General features: G+C 69.4%; 17 protein-coding genes. 12 read left to right on the forward strand and 5 right to left on the reverse strand.

The window, feature by feature from the left end; translation table 11 throughout:
* Positions 1-19 precede the first annotated feature (19 nt).
* The 8 genes from ED92_RS20890 to ED92_RS20925 all read left to right on the forward strand — a co-directional run bounded on the left by ED92_RS20890 (position 20) and on the right by ED92_RS20925 (position 9,770).
* Positions 20-1,033 carry a glutathione S-transferase family protein gene (locus ED92_RS20890; RefSeq protein WP_037341224.1) on the forward strand — a complete coding sequence of 338 codons (1,014 nt, stop codon included), beginning with the start codon at positions 20-22 and terminating at the stop codon, positions 1,031-1,033.
* Positions 1,017-2,174, forward strand: coding sequence for an FAD-binding oxidoreductase (locus ED92_RS20895; protein ID WP_037341225.1), 1,158 nt, complete (start codon positions 1,017-1,019; stop codon positions 2,172-2,174). Before ED92_RS20890 ends, ED92_RS20895 begins: the two co-directional genes overlap by 17 nt.
* On the forward strand, positions 2,167-2,790 hold the full coding sequence (locus tag ED92_RS20900; protein WP_037341226.1) for an MSMEG_1061 family FMN-dependent PPOX-type flavoprotein: 624 nt from the start codon (positions 2,167-2,169) through the stop codon (positions 2,788-2,790). Before ED92_RS20895 ends, ED92_RS20900 begins: the two co-directional genes overlap by 8 nt.
* Positions 2,791-2,899: 109 nt before the next feature.
* Complete coding sequence (locus ED92_RS20905; protein WP_037341229.1) at positions 2,900-4,531, forward strand: thiamine pyrophosphate-binding protein; 1,632 nt, start codon at positions 2,900-2,902, stop codon at positions 4,529-4,531.
* On the forward strand, positions 4,528-6,588 hold the full coding sequence (locus tag ED92_RS20910) for a hydantoinase/oxoprolinase family protein (RefSeq protein WP_037341231.1): 2,061 nt from the start codon (positions 4,528-4,530) through the stop codon (positions 6,586-6,588). The genes ED92_RS20905 and ED92_RS20910 overlap by 4 nt, the downstream gene beginning before the upstream one ends.
* Positions 6,585-8,282 (forward strand): hydantoinase B/oxoprolinase family protein, encoded by a 1,698-nt coding sequence (locus ED92_RS20915; protein WP_037341233.1) that lies wholly within the window; start codon positions 6,585-6,587, stop codon positions 8,280-8,282. Before ED92_RS20910 ends, ED92_RS20915 begins: the two co-directional genes overlap by 4 nt.
* A 2-nt stretch (positions 8,283-8,284) precedes the next feature.
* Positions 8,285-9,070: an SDR family NAD(P)-dependent oxidoreductase gene (locus ED92_RS20920; protein WP_037341236.1), complete on the forward strand. Its 786-nt coding sequence runs from the start codon at positions 8,285-8,287 to the stop codon at positions 9,068-9,070.
* A gap of 4 nt (positions 9,071-9,074) precedes the next feature.
* Positions 9,075-9,770: a GntR family transcriptional regulator gene (locus tag ED92_RS20925; RefSeq protein WP_037341238.1), complete on the forward strand. Its 696-nt coding sequence runs from the start codon at positions 9,075-9,077 to the stop codon at positions 9,768-9,770.
* A 194-nt stretch (positions 9,771-9,964) separates the two neighbouring features.
* On the opposite strand, the gene ED92_RS20930 is transcribed toward ED92_RS20925, so the two are convergent.
* Positions 9,965-11,917: an NPCBM/NEW2 domain-containing protein gene (locus ED92_RS20930; protein ID WP_037341240.1), complete on the reverse strand. Its 1,953-nt coding sequence runs from the start codon at positions 11,915-11,917 to the stop codon at positions 9,965-9,967.
* A gap of 216 nt (positions 11,918-12,133) precedes the next feature.
* Between ED92_RS20930 and ED92_RS20935 the strand changes: the two genes are divergently transcribed.
* Complete coding sequence (locus ED92_RS20935) at positions 12,134-13,405, forward strand: aspartate aminotransferase family protein (RefSeq protein WP_037341242.1); 1,272 nt, start codon at positions 12,134-12,136, stop codon at positions 13,403-13,405.
* On the opposite strand, the gene ED92_RS20940 is transcribed toward ED92_RS20935, so the two are convergent.
* Positions 13,402-14,583 carry an alpha/beta hydrolase fold domain-containing protein gene (locus tag ED92_RS20940; protein WP_037341243.1) on the reverse strand — a complete coding sequence of 394 codons (1,182 nt, stop codon included), beginning with the start codon at positions 14,581-14,583 and terminating at the stop codon, positions 13,402-13,404. The genes ED92_RS20935 and ED92_RS20940 overlap by 4 nt on opposite strands.
* Before the next feature lie 107 nt (positions 14,584-14,690).
* Between ED92_RS20940 and ED92_RS20945 the strand changes: the two genes are divergently transcribed.
* From ED92_RS20945 to ED92_RS20955, 3 genes are read left to right on the forward strand one after another with little or no spacing between them, the layout of a single operon-like run.
* Complete coding sequence (locus ED92_RS20945; protein WP_052120772.1) at positions 14,691-15,101, forward strand: alpha/beta hydrolase fold domain-containing protein; 411 nt, start codon at positions 14,691-14,693, stop codon at positions 15,099-15,101.
* Between the two features lies 1 nt (position 15,102).
* A complete protein-coding gene (locus ED92_RS20950) occupies positions 15,103-15,708 on the forward strand; it encodes a dihydrofolate reductase family protein (protein WP_037341247.1) in 606 nt (201 codons plus the stop codon).
* A complete protein-coding gene (locus ED92_RS20955; RefSeq protein WP_037341248.1) occupies positions 15,705-16,613 on the forward strand; it encodes an NAD(P)-dependent oxidoreductase in 909 nt (302 codons plus the stop codon). The genes ED92_RS20950 and ED92_RS20955 overlap by 4 nt, the downstream gene beginning before the upstream one ends.
* Positions 16,614-16,764: 151 nt before the next feature.
* On the opposite strand, the gene ED92_RS20960 is transcribed toward ED92_RS20955, so the two are convergent.
* The 3 genes from ED92_RS20960 to ED92_RS20970 all read right to left on the reverse strand — a co-directional run bounded on the left by ED92_RS20960 (position 16,765) and on the right by ED92_RS20970 (position 18,096).
* Positions 16,765-17,187, reverse strand: a complete 423-nt coding sequence (locus ED92_RS20960) for a VOC family protein (RefSeq protein WP_037341249.1) — start codon at positions 17,185-17,187, stop codon at positions 16,765-16,767.
* Positions 17,166-17,360, reverse strand: a complete 195-nt coding sequence (locus ED92_RS20965; protein ID WP_007028443.1) for a hypothetical protein — start codon at positions 17,358-17,360, stop codon at positions 17,166-17,168. Before ED92_RS20965 ends, ED92_RS20960 begins: the two co-directional genes overlap by 22 nt.
* Before the next feature lie 145 nt (positions 17,361-17,505).
* A complete protein-coding gene (locus ED92_RS20970; protein WP_037341250.1) occupies positions 17,506-18,096 on the reverse strand; it encodes a TetR/AcrR family transcriptional regulator in 591 nt (196 codons plus the stop codon).
* Between the last annotated feature and the right edge of the window lie 38 nt (positions 18,097-18,134).

Here is an 18,134-nt window from a genome sequence, read left to right on the forward strand (position 1 = left end):
ACGCTTTAGGGTGGCTCACATGACGATCCCGACCGATCCGCAGACGGGTGAGTTCCGTCGGTCCGCCAACCATTTCGACGCGCGTATCACCGCCGACGGCCGCGACGGCTGGCCGGTGGAGGCGGGGAGATACCGGCTGGTGGTCAGCCGCGCCTGTCCCTGGGCGAGCCGCGGGCTGGTCGTCCGGCGGCTGCTCGGTCTCGAATCCGCGCTGAGCGTGGCCGTGGCCGACCCGATCCAGGACGAGAAGAGCTGGCGGTTCACCCTCGATCCCGGCGACCGGGATCCGGTACTCGGGATCAAGTACCTCGCCGAGGCCTATCACGCGGCCGATCCGCACTACATGGGCGGGATCAGCGTTCCGGCCATTGTGGACATTCCGAGCAAACGGCTGGTGAGTAACGACTATCCCCGGATCACCCTCGATCTGTCCACCGAATGGACCAGCCTCCACCGGCCCGGCGCGCCCGAACTCTACCCAGAGCGACTGCGCGACGAGATCGACGCCGTCAACGCGGGGGTCTACGCCGACGTCAACGCCGCCGTGTACCAAGCCGGTTTCGCGACCAAGCAGGCCGCGTACGAGGACGCCTACACCCGTCTCTTCACCATGCTGGACGTGCTTTCCGAACGGCTCGAAAAGCAGCGATACCTCGTCGGTGACACGATCACCGAAGCGGACATCCGGTTGTTCACCACGCTCGTCCGCTTCGACGCCGTCTACCACGGGCACTTCAAATGCAACCGGAACAAGCTGGCCGAGTTGCCGGTGCTGTGGGCCTACGCCCGCGACCTCTTCCAAACGCCCGGCTTCGGTGACACCGTCGACTTCGACCACATCAAGCGGCACTACTACGCGGTGCACGAGCAGGTGAACCCGACACGGATCGTCCCCTTGGGACCGGACCTGTCCGGCTGGACGACGCCGCATCACCGGGAGCAGCTGGGCGGGCGCCCGTTCGGCGACGGCACGCCGCCGGGACCGCCGCCCGAGGACGAACGGATCGGGGACACGGATGGAGTCACTGCCTGAACGCACCGACGTCGTCGTGATCGGCGGCGGCATCATCGGGGTCGCCTGCGCGTACCGGCTCGCCGCCGCCGGGGTCTCGGTGCTGCTGCTCGAACGCGACACCCTCGGTGCGGGCTCGACGGCGAAGGCGGCGGGCGGGATCCGGTCGTCGTTCACCACCCGGGTCAACATCGAGATCGAGCTGCGCGGGCTGGCGGAGTACGCGTCCTTCGCCGAGACGTACGGGACCGAGATCGACTTCCGCCGCGACGGTTACCTGTACCTGGTCACCGACCCCGCCGACCTGCCCGAATTCGAGCGCTGTGCCGAACTGCAGAACTCCTACGGCGTCCGCAGCCGCCTCGTCGAGCCCGCCGAAGCGCGGCGGTTCTCCCCGCTGATCGACACCGAGGGCGTGGTCGCGGCGCTGTGGTCGCCGGACGACGCCAAGGCGACTCCGGACTCCGCGGTCCAGGGCTACGCGCGGGCGGCCCGCGGGCACGGCGCGGTGCTGAAGACCGGCGTCGAGGTCGTCGGCGTCGAACGCGACGGCGACGAGATCACCGGTGTCCGGACCTCGGCCGGTTTCGTGCGGACGGACGCGGTGGTCTGCGCCGCGGGCGCGTGGTCGGGACGGATCGGCGAGCTGGCCGGGGTCGAACTCCCGGTGCGGCCGTACCGGCGGCAGGTCGTGTTCACCGGCCCGGTCGCGGATCTGCCCGGGCGAGTGCCGCTGACCATCGAGATGCCTTCGGCGTTCTACTTCCACCGCGAGGGCCCCGGCCTGGCGATGTCCTTCTGCGACGGTGACGGCGACCCCGGCTTCGACACCCGGTATCAGCCGGGCGAGTGGCTGCCGAAACTCGCCGAAATCGCCGCGCGCCGGGTGCCCGCCGTGCTCGGCGCCGGGATCCGCGGCGGCTGGGCCGGGCTGTACGAGGTGACCCCCGACCGCAACCAGATCGTGGGGGAAAGCGTCCACCTGTCACGGTTCTTCTACGCGACGGGGTTTTCGGGACACGGGTTCCAGATGGGCCCGGCCGTGGGGGAGCTCGTGCGGGACCTCTACCTGGGGCGGGTCCCGGCCATCGACATCACCGGGCTCGACGTCCGCCGGTTCGCCGGCGACCGGGCCGTGACGAGGGAGCACAACATTGTCTGAGTTCGTCGAAGTCACCACCGAGGCCGAGCTGCGCGAGATCCTGCCGCCGCCGCTGGAGCGGACCGCGAACAAGGCGCGCCCGAAGCTGCACGAGATGGACCGGCAGTGGCTCGCGGAGTCGCCGTTCGTGCTGATCGCGACCTCGGCGGCCGACGGCACCTGCGACGTCTCGCCGAAGGGCGACCCGGCCGGGTTCACACTGGTGCTGAGCGACACGCGGATCGCCATCCCGGAGCGGCCGGGCAACCGGCGCGCCGACGGCTTCCACAACGTGCTGTCGAATCCGCACGTCGGGCTGATCTATCTCATCCCGGGCCGCGGCGACACGCTGCGGATCAACGGCCGCGCGCGGCTCGTGCGGGAGGCGCCGTTCTTCGACGACATGATCGTGAAGGGCAGCAGGCCGAAGCTCGCGCTGGTCGTCGACATCGACGAGATCTTCCACCACTGCCAGAAGGCGTTCATGCGGTCGAAGCTGTGGTCGCCGGAGACCTGGACCCCCGACGCGATGCCGTCGCGGGCGGCGATCGCGAAGACCTTCGAGCGGCCTGAGGAGAGCATGGCCGACCTCGAGGCGTACTACGCCCCTGCCGCGTACTCGGCCGGTCTGTACTGAGGCTGGATGCGCGTGAAGGCCCCCTTCCCGCGGCTCAGCCGAGGGAAGGGGGCCTTCACGCGCGGCGGCTGGTTGCTGGATCGTTGAACGATCTGGCACTATCGGCGGGGTGCCTGCACCCACCGGAGCCCAGCATCTCGCCGACGCGCTGACCGCTCTGGGGACCGAAGTCGTCTTCGGTCTCCCCGGGGTGCACAACCTGCCGTTATGGGAGGCGCTGGCCGATACGGACATCCGGCTCGTCGGGGTCCGGCACGAGCAGACGGCCGGGTACGCGGCCGACGGGTACGCCCGCGCCACGGGGAAGCTCGGGGTCGCGCTGGTGACCACCGGACCGGGCGCGGCGAACACGCTCGCCGCGGTCGGTGAGGCCATGGCGTCGGCGGCGCCGGTGCTGATCATCGCGACCGACATCCCGTCCACACTGCGGCGGCCCGGCGTGGTCCGCGGCGTCCTGCACGAGACGTCGGATCAGCAGGCGATGTTCGCGCCGGTCACCAAGGCCGGGTTCACCGTCACGAGTGCCGACCAGGTCGCCGCCACCCTCCACCGCGCGGCCCGGCTCGCGCTCCAGCCGCAGAGCGGGCCGGTCTACCTCGGCATCCCCACCGACTTCCTGTCCGAGCGGACGCCCGCGCGCCGTCCGCCGCGTTCGCACGCCCGGCCGTCAGAGATCCCGGATCTCAGCGAGGCCGAGGCCCTGCTCGCCGCCGCCGACCGGCCGCTGATCTGGGCGGGCGGCGGCGCGTTGCGTGCCGAGGCGGGTGAGGCGATCGGGAAACTCGCCGAACGGCTGGCCGCGCCGGTGCTCACCACGTTCGGCGCCCGCGGGCTCCTGTCGGTCGATCATCCTTGTCTCGCCCCGAATCCGGTGCACGCGCCCGAGGTCGGCGCGCTGTGGGACGAGGCCGACGTCGTCCTCGCCATCGGCACCGACTTCGACGGGCTGATGACGCAGAACTGGCTGATGCCGAAGCCGAAGAAGCTCATCGCGATCAACGTCGACCCCGACGACGCGGCCAAGAACTACCAGCCGGACATCACGCTGGTCGGCGACGCCCGGGTGCTCGTCGAGGCGCTGAAGGTCGAGGAACGGTCCGGGATCGCGGCGCTCGTCGGCAGGCTCGCCAAGGTCTCCGCCCGGGTCCGGCAGCGGATCAAGGAAGAAGAGCCGCAGGCCGCCGACCTTCTGTCCACTTTGGATGAAGTGCTGCCGGCCGACGCGGTCGTGGTCGCGGACATGTGCGTGGCGGGGTACTGGATCGGCGGGTTCCATCGGGTCCGCGCGCCGCGCAAGCTCGCGTATCCGATGGGCTGGGGCACGCTCGGCTACGGTTTCCCCGCCGCGCTCGGTGCCGCTGCCGCGAGCGGCGGGCGCGCGATCTGTGTCACCGGTGACGGCGGGTTCCTCTTCGGCTGCGGTGATCTCCACACGCTGGCACAGGAACAGTTGCCGGTCACGACGATCGTCGTCGACGACGGCGGGTACGGGATGCTTCGGTACGACCAGGATCGCGCCGGGCTGCCGCGGCGCGGCGTCGACTGGGACAGCCCCGATTTCGTCGGCCTGGCGAGGTCTTTCGGTGTGCACGCGGATCGTGTCTCCGGGTTCGGGCGGGCGTTCCGGCGGCTGCTCGGCGAGTTCGTCGAGTCCGACGAACCGAACGTGCTGGTCGTGCGCGCGAAGATGGCGCCGCCGCTCAACACCTCGCCTCGCTGGTACCGCAAGGAATCCCCGTGACCGGGCTTCGGGTCGGCGTGGACATCGGGGGTACGTTCACCGATCTCTGCGTACTCGACGAAACCGGGGTCGTCGCCGTCGGCAAGGTGCTGACCACCCACGACGAGCCCGCCCGCGCGGTCGAGGAAGGTCTCAAAAGGACACTCGCGGACGCCGGGTTGGACGCGGCCGACGTCGAGCAGTTCGTGCACGGCACCACGCTGGTCACGAACGCGCTGATCGAGCGCAAGGGAGCCCGCACCGCGCTGCTCGCGACCGCCGGTTTCCGTGACGTGCTGGAGATGCGCCGCGAGCACCGCTACGAGTTGTACGACCTGCTCATCGAACTTCCCACCCCCTTGGTCCCGCGTCATCTGCGATTCGACGTCCCCGAACGGATCCTCGCCGACGACACCGTCCACACAGGACTTGATGAGGAGTACGTCGCGCGGCTCGGCCGAGAGCTCGACGCTCGTGGGATCGACGCCGTGGCGATCTGTTTCCTGCACGCCTTCACGAATCCCGCGCACGAACGCCGCGCCGCCGAAGTGCTCAAGGAGGTGGCGCCCCGGTTACGCGTCGCGCTGTCGAGCGAGGTCGTCCCCGAGATCCGCGAGTTCGAGCGCGCGTCCACCACGGTCGCGAACGTTTACGTCCAGGACCTCACCGAACGCTATCTGCGTGACCTGGAACGGCGTTTGCACGAGGCCGGGGTGCGGCCATCGCCGCACATCATGCTGTCCAATGGCGGGATCGCGACCGTCGACACCGCCGCCCGCTATCCGATCCGCATCCTCGAATCCGGCCCGGCCGGTGGCGCGCTGGCCGCGTCCGCGATCGGCGCCGCGGCCGGTGTCGAGGATCTGCTGGCCTTCGACATGGGTGGCACGACGGCGAAACTGTGCATGATCTCCGGCGGCGCCCCGCTGGTGACGCATGAGTTCGAAGTGGACCGGAAGTACCGGCTGCTGCCGGGATCCGGGCTGCCGGTCAAGGTGCCGGTCACCGACATGATCGAGATCGGCGTCGGCGGCGGCTCGATCGCGCGTATCGACGCGCTCGGCCTGCTCACCGTCGGCCCGGATTCGGCGGGGTCCGAGCCCGGGCCTGTCTGTTATGGACGAGGCGGCACCGAGCCGACCGTGACCGACGCCGACCTCGTGCTCGGCTACCTGGATCCGGGGTACTTCCTCGGTGGCGGAATGACTTTGGACGCCGAGGGGGCACGCGAGGCGATCTGCTCGAAGATCGCGGGACCGCTCGGCGTCAGCGTCGAAGAGGCCGCTTGGGGCATCCACACCAGCGTCAACGAGGACATGGCCAACGCCGCGCGCGTCCACGCCGTCGAACGCGGCAAGGATCCGGCGAAGCTGCCGATGTTCACCTTCGGCGGCGCCGGACCGGTGCACGGCGTCGGCGTGGCGCGGGCGCTCGGCGCACCCGAGGTGGTCGCGCCGCCCGCCGCCGGAGTGCTGAGCGCGGCGGGATTCCTCACCGCGCCGCTGGCGTTCGATTTCGTCCGTTCGGCGCGCTCGGCGGTACTCGATCTTTCCTGGGAGCAGGTCGACGCGCTGTTCGCCGAGATGGAGGCCGAGGGTGCGGAACTACTGGAGAAGTCCGGTGTGGACGATTCCGAGGTGACGCATCGCCGGATCGCCGAGATGCGGTACTCCGGCCAGGGCTACGAGATCCGCGTGCCGGTCGAGCAAGGGAACTGGCCTGAGTCGCTTATCGGCGCGTTCACCGAGACCTATCGGACGTTGTACCGGCGGACCGGGCCGGATGTCGCCATCGAGGTGCTCAACTGGCGGGTCGTCTCCAGCGGGCCGGCGCCCGAGGTCACGCTGAAGCTCGCTGGTGCCGAGGCCGAGGGCGACGCGCGCAAGGGGAGCCGCCCGGCCTACTTTCCCGCCGAAGGTGGATTTGTCGACACGGCGGTGTTCGACCGGTACCGGCTCAAACCGGGCGATCGTGTCGACGGGCCGGCCATCGTGGAGGAACGGGAGTCCACTGTGGTCGTTCCGCCCGGGGCTCGCTGTGTCGTCGGCGAAGACGCCAGTCTGGTGGTGACAGTATGAGCGTCGACCCGATTCTGGTGGGATTGCTGGGAAACCGGCTGCACTCCATCCTGGCCGAACAGCAGAACGCGCTCGTCAACACGGCGTTCTCGTCCGTGGTGCGGGAGTCGCTCGACCTCGCCTGTGCGGTGTTCGACTCGCGCGGCGAGATGATCGGCCAGTCCGTCGGCGGGACCCCCGGCCACATCAACGCGATGGCGACCGGGATGCACCATTTCGTCGCCGCGTACCCGCCGGAGACCTTGGCGCCGGGCGACGTCCTGCTCACCAACGATCCGTGGCAGACCGCCGGGCAGATCAACGACATCACCGTCGCGACGCCGGTGTTCCTGCGGGGCAGGCTGGTCGCCTGGTTCGCTTCCTGTTGCCACGCCCCGGACATCGGCGGACGGCTGGTCTCCGCCGAGGCGCACGAGGTCTTCGAAGAGGGGCTGCGCCTGCCGATCATGAAGTTCCTCCGCGCGGGCGAGGTCAACGCGGATCTCGAACTGCTGATCCGCGCGAACGTCCGCACCCCGGAGGAGACCATCGGCGATCTGTACGCCCAGGTCACCGGGAACGAGGTCGGCGCCGCCAGCCTGGTGCGGCTGCTGGAGGAATTCGGTCTCGATTCGCTGGACGAAGTCGCCGCGGAAATCATGAACCGCTCCGAACGGGCGCTGCGCGACGCGCTGGCGAAACTTCCGGACGGCACGTACACGAGTGAATTGGCGACAGACGGCTTCGACGACGAAGAGGTCGTCCTGAAGGTCGCGGTGACCATCGACGGCGAAGACATCCACCTCGACTTCGCGGGATCGTCACCGCAGAGCCGCCGCGGGATCAACGTCGTCCTGAACTACACCAGGGCGTATGCGTCGTTCGCGGTCAAGGCGGCCATTTCGCCGGAAGTGCCGCACAACGCGGGCTCGTTCCGGCCGGTGCACGTCACCGCGCCGGAGGGATCGGTGCTCAACTGCACGCCGCCCGCGCCGGTCGCGTCGCGGCATCTGATCGGGCATTTCCTGCCGTCGCTGCTGATGACCGCCTTGCCCGGTAACGCCTTGGCGCACAGCGCGGACGCGTTGTGGATGACGATCTGGCGCGGGACCGACACCGAGGGCCGCGAGTTCATGCTCAACGTCTTCCAGACCGGCGGTATCGGCGCACGGTCCACAAAGGATGGACTGAACACCACAGGATTCCCGAGCGGCCTGCGCTCGACGCCGACGGAGGTCATCGAGACGATGGCTCCGCTGATCCAGCGCGAGCGGGTGCTGCGCACGGACTCGGGCGGCGCCGGAAAGTGGCGCGGCGGCCTCGGTCAATGCACGACCATGACCGCCCGTGGCGAGATCTCGTGGAGTGTCAACGGGAACGTCGACCGGGTACGTCGTCCGGCGTCCGGTGTGGACTCCGGGCACGACGGGGCGGCCGGCCGGTTCGAGCTGGCCCGCGGCGCCCTGCCGTCGAAGAGCCGGGTGAACCTGCGGCCGGACGACGTGGTGAGCGTGGACCTGCCGGGCGGTGGCGGTTACGGCGACCCCGGGGAGCGGGCCGTCGACGCCGTGCTCGCCGACGTCGTCGACGGCTACGTTTCGGTGGAAGCGGCGCGCGAACTGTACGGCGTCGAGGTCACCTATCACGGAGATCCTGAGGCGCTGGTGCGTCTTCCGGAGGACTACACAGCGGTTTCGCTACGAGGGAGGAAATGAGCATGGGTCGGCTGGCAGGCAAGGTCGCGGTCGTCTTCGGGGGAGCGAGGGGTATCGGGCTCGCCACCGTGAAGGAGTTCGTCGCCGAGGGCGCGACCGTGTTCTCCAGTGACATCCGCGAGCCCGCGGAATCCGTCGAAGGGGCGCGACACTCCCTTGTGGACGCGACCGACGAAGGACAGGTCGACGAGTTCGTGCGCGGCGTGGTCGCCGAAACCGGCCGGGTCGACGTGCTGTTCAACAACGTCGGCATCCACCTCGGGAAACCCTTGGCCGACACCACGTTGGCGGAATTCGACAACATCTTCGCGCTGAACGTGCGGGCCGCCTTCCTCGGCACGCGGGCGGTACTGCCGCATATGATCGCGAACAAGGCGGGCAGCATCGTCACGACGTCGTCCAACGGCGGCGTGATGGGCCGCCCCGGCGACCCGGTGTACAACGCCACCAAACACGCGCTGGTCGGCATGATGAAATCGATCGCGGTCGCGCACGCGCACCAGGGGATCCGGGCGAACACGATCAACCCGGGCGCGATCGACACGGACATGCTGCGCGGCACGCTCGCGTCGCCGGAGGACTTCGAGGCCAAGCAACACCAGCTGGTCGCGAGCACACCCGCCGGGCGGGTCGGCGAGGCGTGGGAGGTCGCGAAGGCCGTGGTCTTCCTGGCGAGCGACGAATCCCGGTTCGTCAACGGCGTCGCGCTCCCGATCGACGGCGCGAAGGCCGCCGGTGCCATGCCGGGCAACCGGTACAGTCTCGACTTCGAACTCGGCGTCAGGTAACGCCGTGTCCACCTCTGCCGCCGAGAAGACGCTGGCCCGCGACAGACCCTTGCTCGAACGAAGCGGGACCGCGGAACGGGTCGCCGAGATCCTGCGTCAGCGCATCACCGAAGGCGTCTTCCCACCGGGGTCGAGGCTTTCCGAACCGTCGATCAGTGCCGCGCTGGGCGTCTCGCGCAACACCCTGCGCGAATCCTTCCAGTTGCTGGCGCACGAACGGCTCGCGGTGCACGAACTCAACCGCGGCGTGTTCGTCCGCGAGCTGACCGCGCAGGACATCTCGGATCTGTACGTGATGCGGCGGGTCACCGAATGCGGTGCGCTGCGGCGCGCATCGGAACTGTCCACTGTGGATCTTTCGGCCGTCGCGGCCGCCGTGCGGGACGGCCGTGCCGCGGCCGGCGAAGGCGACTGGCAGGCCGTCGGGACCGCGAGCATCGCGTTCCACCAGGCGGTGGGCGATCTGGCGGGCAGCGAGCGGGTCAGCACGACGATGCGCCAGGTGCTGGCGGAGACGCGGCTCTTCTTCGTGCTGGCCGAGAACACGCGCGCGTTCTTCGAGCCGTTCCTGGAGCGGCACGAGCGGATCCTGCGGGACCTGGAGCGGGGACGTTTCGGGCCTGCCGAGACCGCGCTGGAGAAGTACTTGCGGGAGGCGGAGAAGCAGCTTCTGGCCGCTTATGAGCGCCGGGATGCGTGAGCGGCAGGAACGCTAGGAAAGGACCGTTCCTTGCAAAATTTGCAAGGAACGGTCCTTTCCTAGCACGCGTAGGGGGCCAAGGGCTGCCATAAGTACCTACTGAACGCGGTGGCGGTTGGCCGAAGGTCCGTGAAGGCCTCCTTGCCTACCCTGAAGGTAGGGAAGGAGGCCTTCACGTACTGCAAGGGCGAGCCTTAGCAGCGCAAAGTGGCACCGGCCCAGTCCGCGTGGTCGGAGTCGACCCCGTCGCCGCCGTCCGTCACGACCAGATCGAGCACCTGAACCCCGCTCAGCGGCACGGAAAGCTTCTCCGCCGCCTGACCGCGCTTGAGCACACCGGTGTTCGCCAGCCGCTTGCCATCGCCGACGACCTCGAAAGCCACGCTGCCGCCGGCCTTCTCGTCGTCGACCCCGACAAACGACGTGAACGACGCGCATCCGCCGCCGAGGTAGACCCGGACCTTTGACGGCGCGTGGACACCCAGCCCGTCGTCGTAGGTCACCCCGCCGATGCTCATGCGATGGCCGTCGCCCGCTTTCGATTCACCGTTGCTGGTCCCGCGTTCCACCGGGCCGTAGCCGTTGTCCGCCGCCATGAACACCGCCTTCGACAGTGCGTTCGTCCCGGCGGCGGGCGGTTTCACGACGGGGGCGCTTCCGTCCGCGGACAACGACCGCGTGCCCCAGGACGTCCGGTAGCCGAACCGGCCGGAGACCTCGACCCGGTCGCCGCCGGGGGACGACGGCCGCACCGTCCACGTCCGTTCCCATGACTTCCCCGGCGCTACAGCGGGAATACGTGCTTCGGTGGCACCATCCGGTTTCCATCCCGCGCCGACCGCCAGCTTCACCACGCCCGACCGGACCGGTGTCCGGCCGTCGTTGAACACCCGCAGTGTCGTGGTGAACGGCTTGTCGACGGCCGCGTATTCGGGCGAGGTCAAGGAAAGCGTCGTATGCGGCGCGGCGTTCGGCTGGTTCGACGGCCAGACGCGGAACACCGCGGAGCCGTGGCTCGGCAGCCCGGCACGCAAGGTACCGGCGGATTCGGTCTCCGCGCCGGTCCACAGATCCCGGACCCGGTAGCCCGGCGCCGCCGGGGCGCCGATCTCGGCGGCGGTGGCGGAAAGGGTCGCCGGTGCGCCGCCGCGATTGAACAGCACGACGACGTTCGAGCCGTCGGACATCGGTTTGGCCCAGACCTCGGTGTCACCGTCGTCGCGGATCTTGCGGCCCTGTTTGCCGCCCCAGTCCTGATCGACGGCGAGAAGATCCTTGTTCGTCAAGATCTTCTTGGTCGCCTCGGACATCGAGCGCAGGTCGTTGCCCGCCAACAGCGGCGCGTTGAGCAGCGACCAGAGCGCGAGGTGGGAGCGATATTCCGTGTCGGTCATGCCGCCGTTGCCCACTTCGAGCATGTCCGGATCGTTCCAACCGCCCGGCCCGGCATAGCCTTCCAGGCCGACCTGCTGGTCGAGGAGGTTGGTCATACTCGACCAGGAGTCGCTGATGTCGCCGGTGGTGCGCCACAACTGCGCCCCCGCGCTCTTGCCCCACTCCCACGGCTTGTTCTCACCCCATTCGCACAGGGCGTAGACGATCGGGCGGCCGGTCTTCTTCAGTGCCTCGCCCATTTTCGTGTACCGCTCCAGCGCGGGGCGGCCTTGGTTGTGGCAGTTGTCGTATTTGAGGTAGTCGACTCCCCAGTCCGCGAACGTCTGCGCATCGACCTCTTCGTGGTCGAGCGAACCGGGCATGGTCCGCGCGCAGGTTTCCGTGCCGGCGCTGGTGTAGATGCCGAGTTTCAGGCCCTTCCCGTGCACGTAGTCGGCCAATGCCTTGATACCGCTGGGAAAGCGCGTCCGGTGTGGTGCGTACTTCCCGTCGGGGGTGCGGTTCTTCTCGGCCCAGCAGTCGTCGATGTTGACGTACTGGTAGCCCGCCGCCTTCATTCCGGAAGAGACCATCGCGTCCGCGGTCTCGCGGATCAGCTCTTCGGTGATGTCGCAGCCGAACTTGTTCCAGCTGTTCCATCCCATCGGCGGGGTCGCGACCGGTGGTGGGCTTTCGGCGGCGGCCGCCGCCGGAACGACGCAGAGGGCGGTGAGCGTGCAGGCGGCGACGAACGTGCCGGCGAGACGACGCATAAGTTCCTCCCAGAATGCTCAACTTTGAACAAACTCACTCATCAAACAACAGGATCGCTCGACGCCGGTCAAGAGCCGAAGGGATGGTGTTGGAGATTCACCGGCGGCCGCCGCGACAAGCCGGACAGATCCGGAGCGCGAACTGTGCACGATGGAGTGTTCGCGTCCCGGCCGGATCCGGGTGAGGATGGGGGCACGAGCACGAGGAGGAAGATCATGGTTTCGTCGGCGTCCGCGCGCAATCCGCTGTGGCACCCCTTCGCGGACATGGGAGCGGTCGACGGCGACCGGCTCGTCATCACCCGCGGTGAGGGTTCCTACGTCTGGGACGACGAGGGCAAGCGGTATTTCGACGCGACCGCGTCACTCTGGTACGCGAACTTCGGGCACGGCCGCGAGGAGATCGCGCAGGCCGTCGCGGACCAGTTGCGGACGCTCGATTCGTACAACCTGTTCGGCTACAACGCCAACGAGCCCGCGCTGAAGCTCGCCGAGCGTGTTTCCGCGCTCGCACCCGAACCGGGTTCGAAGGTCTTCTTCGGATCGGGCGGCGGTGACGTCATCGACACAGCGGTCAAGATCGCCCGTTCGTATTTCGCGCACACCGGGCGGCCGGAGAAGGTGCACGTCATCGGCCGGGTGCAGGGCTACCACGGCACCCACGGTTTCGGCACGGCCGTCGGCGGCATCGCGGCCAACGCGGCGGGCTTCGGGCCGCTGCCCGGCGACATCTCGCACGTGCCCTACGACAGCGCCGAAGCGCTCGAAGCGGAGATCCTGCGGGTCGGCGCGGAGCGGGTCGCGGCCTTCTTCTGCGAACCGGTGATCGGCGCGGGCGGCGTCCTGCTTCCGCCGGACGGGTACATCGAGACGGTCGCCGAGATCTGCCGCAAACACGACGTGCTGTTCGTCGCGGACTGCGTGATCGCCGCGTTCGGGCGGCTCGGCACCTGGTTCGGGATCGACCGGTGGGCGGTGAAACCGGACATGATCACGACCGCGAAGGGCATCACCGGCGGGACGATCCCGCTGGGCGCGCTGGTCGTCGCGCCCCGGGTGGCCGAGCCGTTCTTCACCGGCGCGCCGGGTGCGCCGGTGCTGCGGCACGGCGCGACCTACGCCGGGCATCCGGTGGCCTGCGCCGCGGGGAACGCGACACTGGACATCTACGAGCGCGACGGGCTCATCCCGCGCGGGCGGGAACTGGAGAAGCCGTTGGCGGACGCGCTTTCCGGGCTGGCCTCGCATCCGCTGGTCGAAGAGGTACGGGCCGGGCTGGGCTTCCTCGGCGCGGTCGAACTGAAAGCGGACGTCGTCGCGGCGAACCCCGGCGCGGCGAACCGGCTGCAGCGGCTGGCGCGGGACGAAGGCGTCCTCGTGCGGAACCTGGCCAAGGGGATCGCGGTGTCGCCGCCGCTGATCGCCGGGGAGACCGAGCTCGACCTGCTCGCGACGGCCTTGCCTCGCGCGCTGGACAAGCTCGCCTAGCCGGCTTCGGCCGCGGAACCGCTCTCGTCCGTACGGAGGAAGCCGGCGACCTGTTCGAGGGCGTCGGCCGCCTCCGGCAGGAACGACCAGAACAGATGGAACACGTGCGTGCTGACCGGGTACAGGTCGAAGCGCACGTCGAGCCCCTGCCCGCGGGCGTGGTCGACGAAACGGCGCGTCTCGGGCAGGGTCACGTCTTCGGTACCGCACTGGACGAGCAACGGCGGCAGCACGGACAGATCGGCCTCGAAGATGTTCAGCAGAGGATCCGTCGCCGGATGGTCGCGGACGTAGAGCGAGAACCACCGGGCGACCGGGCCGTCGCCGCCGGGCGGATCCACCACGTCCAACGCCGGGCACAGCAGTACCGCCCTGCCCGGCTGGGGAAGTCCTTCCTTCGCCAGCCTGAGCATGAGGGAAACGGCCAGTCCGCCGCCGGCCGAATCGCCGGTGATGGTCAGCTGTCCCGGGTCGGTGCCCTGGCCGAGCAGCCAGCGGTACGCGCGGAGCGCGTCGTCCACCGCGGCGGGGAAGGGATGCTCCGGCGCGAGCCGGTAATCCGGCACCAGGACGGCGGCGCCGGTCGCCGCCGCCAGCGCACCGGCCAGCGGGCGGTAGCCGAACGCCGAGCCCGCGATGTACCCGCCGCCGTGCAGATGCAGCACGGTCGGCCGGGGACCCTGCCCGGGCGCGACCACCAGTGAGGACACCCCGTCCGCCTGGACCGGCCTCACCACGGTGCCCTCCGGGATGGGCAGCTGCGCGTTGAACGCTTCGAAGGCTTCGCGCATCGCCGCGAGACCGTTCGCGCCGTCCTCCACGACCGAATTCCACAGCAGCGTGACCCGCGCGTTCACCTCGCCACCGACCGAGCGGGTGAGGGCGATGGCGTCGTCCATGTCGGACAGCAGCGGGAGGGTGGCGCCGAGCAGCGCCTCACCGGCGAGGGTGAGTTCGACGCGATGGGTCGAACGGCGCAGCAGCTGACAACCGATCAGGCTTTCCAGCGCTTTGATCTGGCGGCTGAGGGCGGGCTGGGAGACGAACAGCCGGTTCGCGGCGCGGCTGAAGTTGAGTTCGTCGGCGACCGCGACGAACGCCCGGAGGTGCTTGAGCTCGATCGCGTCGGCGGCCGAAGGCATACCCAGCAGCCGCGGCCCGGCGGGACGTTCGGACATGGCGTCGAGTATCCCCGCCGGTACGCGCGGGGGTGATGCGTTCCGCGCAAGACGGCGATGCGGGATCGGTCTTTCCCTTCCCCGCCTCACCCGTGACAGGGTTGTTCATGGCCGAAAGAGCAGGTCAGCGCGTTGCGGAACTGCGCATGCGGAGCGGTGTGGCGCGGGTGCACTGGCCCTCCGCGCGGCGTGCCGCCCCGCCGTTGGTGCTCTGGTTCGCCCCTGGCGGAGCCGGGGCCGAACGGGTCGCGGCCTGCGGGGCGGTGGTCATCGCCGCCGGAGTGCCCGCGTTCCCGGCGGCGCGGGCGGTGCTGGAGTGGGCCGCGGCCCATCCCCGGAGCCTGGGGGCCGATCCGGGTCCGGTGGTGATCGCGGGGGACGGACCGGGGGCCGAACTGGCCGCACGGGTCGCGGAATACGCACGGGAACAGGGCTGGCCGCCGGTCCGCGAGGTCGGCGGCGGCCCGGGCGGCATCGCCGCTCACCTCGAAGAAGTGACACGAAGCGTGGAGGAATGACATGAGCAAGGTCTTCACCGGCCTCGCCGTCTCGGTGGACGGCTACATCAGCGGGAAGCGCCCCGAGGGCGCCGAAGAGTTCGGAAGCGGTCTCGGCGACGCGCCGACGCTGTTCGACTGGTACTTCGACGGCGACACCCCGAGCCAGGTGTTCGACGGGTTCAAGCTGAGCGAACCGAGCGCGCGGTTCTTCGACTCCATCGCGAGCCGGGTCGGTGCGATCGTCGTCGGGCACACCACCTACGAGCACTCCAGCCGGTTCGGCGGCGGAAGCCCGCATCCGACCGCGCCGATGGTCCTGCTCAGCAACCGGCCCGTGCCCGAAGCGGGTGACGGACAGACTGTGATCACCACCGGTGTCGAGGACGCCATCGCCGCGGCGCGGGAGATCGCCGGGAGCAAGGACGTCGGCCTGATGGGCGGCGGACTGGTCAGCTCCGCGCTGGCGGCCGGGCTGGTCGACGAGGTGATCCTCCACCAGGTGCCCATCCTGCTCGGGGGCGGCAGGAGGTTCTTCCACGAACTCCCGGAACACGTGGAACTCCGTCTGCTGCAAGCGGTTCCGGCTCCCGGCGTGACCCACCTGCACTACGGCGTCGGCCGATGATCCTCGTCACCGGAGGGCTGGGCATGATCGGCGCCCACACCGCCCGCGCGCTCGCCGACCTCGGTCACGACGTCGTGGTCACCGCCCATCGCCGCACCGGCGTCCCCTCGTTCCTCGAAGGCCGGGTCATCGTCGAATCCCTCGACGTCACCGACCGGGACGCGTTCCTGGCGCTGGCCGATCGCCACGACATCGGCGACATCGTCCATCTCGCCGGAAGCATCCCCGGCGACGACCCGTCCGGCTACTTCCGCGCAGACACCACGGCTCTGCTCAACGCCCTGGACGCCGCCCGCGCGTGGGGCGTCCGCAGGTTCGCCGTCGCCAGTAGTCTCGGCGTCTACATCGGACAGACCGTTTCGCCGTGGCACGAGGAACTCGCCCTGCCCGCCGTGGAGCTGCCGCATCCGATCGTCGCCTTCAAGAAGGCCGTGGAGCCGATCACCACCCACGCTCTGGCCGGCAGCGGCGTGCAGCCGGTGGTGCTGCGGATCGGGAGTATCTGGGGTCCGCTGATGGATCCGGAATCGCCGTTCAACCTGCTCCCGCCGTACATCAGCGCTGTGCTGCGCGGCGAGCGGCCGTCGCCACTGAACGCGGACGACGGGGGCGACAGCTGCTACGCGCCCGACGCGGGGCGCGCGATCGCTTCGCTGATGGACGCGGAAACCTTGCGGTACACCACGTACAACGTGTCCCGCGGACGGCCGTTCGTGCATCGCGAGCTCGTGGACGCGCTGGAGGCGATCACGCCGGGACTCCGGCTCGATCTCCGGCCGGGTGGGCTGACGGGGCCATATCTCGACATCTCGCGGCTGGTCGAGGACACCGGCTTCGAACCGGGCTTCGACGTCGCGGCCGCTGTCGCCGACTATGTCGCTTGGCGGGGGAGTAACCCGCGATGAACATCGGGCCTCGTGAGTGGCAAGGACGGTTCCTTGCCACTCACGAGGGCCTTGACGCGCACGAGGGCCGCGCGCTCGGTCATGAAGGGCACAGCCGACGGGACCAGGTCCCTTCATGACACCCCCAGTGGCGGGCCCTCGTGGGCCCGCCTCAGGAGAGGCAGAGTTCGTTGCCTTCCGGGTCCGCGATCGTGATCCACTCGGCGGGACCCTGCTTGCCGCGGTGCAGGAACGTCGCACCGCGCGCGGTCAGCCGCTCGAGCTCGGCCTCGATCTTGTCCGCCCCCATCCGGATGTCGAGGTGCAGGCGGTTCTTGACCGTCTTCCCCTCCGGCACCAGCTGGAAGAGGAACCGCTGCTTCGTCTCGGGATGGACGATCGCCGCGCCGTCCTTCCACACCAGGACACCGTTGTGCGTGGTGGTCGCCTCTTCCGGGGCATACCCCTTGGCGACCATCTCGCGGATGAACTCCTCGTTGCTCGCCTCGACCTGCCAGCCGAGCATCTCGGCCCACCAGTCGGCGAGGTCGTGCGGTCGAGCGGAGTCCACGGTCACCTGGAAGTCATACGCCATACCGGCACATTAACGACCCGCCCCGACAATTCCGGGCGCTCATGCCCGCTGACCACGGTGAACCGCCATTTGTCGACCCCGCCGCCGATGATCTCGGCGTAGCGGCGGGCGCCGTCCGCGTTCGCGAAGCGCACCTGCTGCCCGTTGGTGAGATGGGTGATCTTGACCGCCATCCATGCCTCCCTGAAGTCCGGTGCCGGCCCGCGGAGCTTCCCCCTCCGGGACCGGCGCGGACAGTAGAACACATGTTCGACGGCGGTCGCCAACCCAACCCCCCGCACGGGTCAGCGCCGGCGCCGGGTGGTGGTGAGTGGCGTTTCAGCGAGTGGTCAAACCGGCGATCAGGTCGTGAACCAGTTCCGCGGCCTGTGCTCGCGCCTGGTCGGGATCGTCGGTCTCGGCGACGACCAGTGCCAGCTCGGTCAGTGCTCCGTAGAAGGCGGCCGCGACCAGCTTGGCTGGATGCGGCCGGATCCGAGAGGTGGCGAGCATCGCCTGGACCGTGTCGTCGACCAAGCCGCCCAGATGCTTCTGATCGAGTTCGCGCCACCGGCGCCAGCCGAGCGCGATCGGCCCCTGCAAGAGCACGACGTGGCGGTACCGGGGCTCGGCGCAGACGGCCAGGAATTCCGTGACTCCGCGTTCGGTGCGCTCGACCGGGTCCTCGGACGAGGCGATCGCGGTCCGGATGCGGCCCGCCGCCCGGTGTTCCAGCTCGTCCACGACCGCCTCGAACAGTCCGCGTTTGCCGTCGAAGTGGTGGTACAGCGCCCCGCGCGTCAGGCCCGCGGCGCGGACGAGCTCCTCCGCGGAGAGGCTCGCGTACTCGTGTTCGGCGAACAGGCGCAGGCCGGTGTCGAACAAGGTCTGGCGGGTGTGTTCCGCGTACTTCACGCGCACCGATTCCATTCGCCATGACTATCACATACACTCCGAATGTCAGATAC

It is taken from the genome of Amycolatopsis sp. MJM2582, from assembly GCF_000754115.1.
Taxonomy (GTDB): Bacteria; Actinomycetota; Actinomycetes; order Mycobacteriales; family Pseudonocardiaceae; genus Amycolatopsis; species Amycolatopsis japonica.

Coding starts and splice junctions, on each gene's coding strand:
- ED92_RS20890 (WP_037341224.1), top strand. CDS start 20: ATGACGATCCCGACCGATCCGCAGACGGGTGAGTTCCGTCGGTCCGCC.
- ED92_RS20895 (WP_037341225.1), top strand. CDS start 1,017: ATGGAGTCACTGCCTGAACGCACCGACGTCGTCGTGATCGGCGGCGGC.
- ED92_RS20915 (WP_037341233.1), top strand. CDS start 6,585: ATGAGCGTCGACCCGATTCTGGTGGGATTGCTGGGAAACCGGCTGCAC.
- ED92_RS20920 (WP_037341236.1), top strand. CDS start 8,285: ATGGGTCGGCTGGCAGGCAAGGTCGCGGTCGTCTTCGGGGGAGCGAGG.
- ED92_RS20930 (WP_037341240.1), bottom strand. CDS start 11,917: ATGCGTCGTCTCGCCGGCACGTTCGTCGCCGCCTGCACGCTCACCGCC.
- ED92_RS20935 (WP_037341242.1), top strand. CDS start 12,134: ATGGTTTCGTCGGCGTCCGCGCGCAATCCGCTGTGGCACCCCTTCGCG.
- ED92_RS20940 (WP_037341243.1), bottom strand. CDS start 14,583: ATGTCCGAACGTCCCGCCGGGCCGCGGCTGCTGGGTATGCCTTCGGCC.
- ED92_RS20945 (WP_052120772.1), top strand. CDS start 14,691: ATGGCCGAAAGAGCAGGTCAGCGCGTTGCGGAACTGCGCATGCGGAGC.
- ED92_RS20950 (WP_037341247.1), top strand. CDS start 15,103: ATGAGCAAGGTCTTCACCGGCCTCGCCGTCTCGGTGGACGGCTACATC.
- ED92_RS20955 (WP_037341248.1), top strand. CDS start 15,705: ATGATCCTCGTCACCGGAGGGCTGGGCATGATCGGCGCCCACACCGCC.
- ED92_RS20960 (WP_037341249.1), bottom strand. CDS start 17,187: ATGGCGTATGACTTCCAGGTGACCGTGGACTCCGCTCGACCGCACGAC.
- ED92_RS20965 (WP_007028443.1), bottom strand. CDS start 17,360: ATGGCGGTCAAGATCACCCATCTCACCAACGGGCAGCAGGTGCGCTTC.
- ED92_RS20970 (WP_037341250.1), bottom strand. CDS start 18,096: ATGGAATCGGTGCGCGTGAAGTACGCGGAACACACCCGCCAGACCTTG.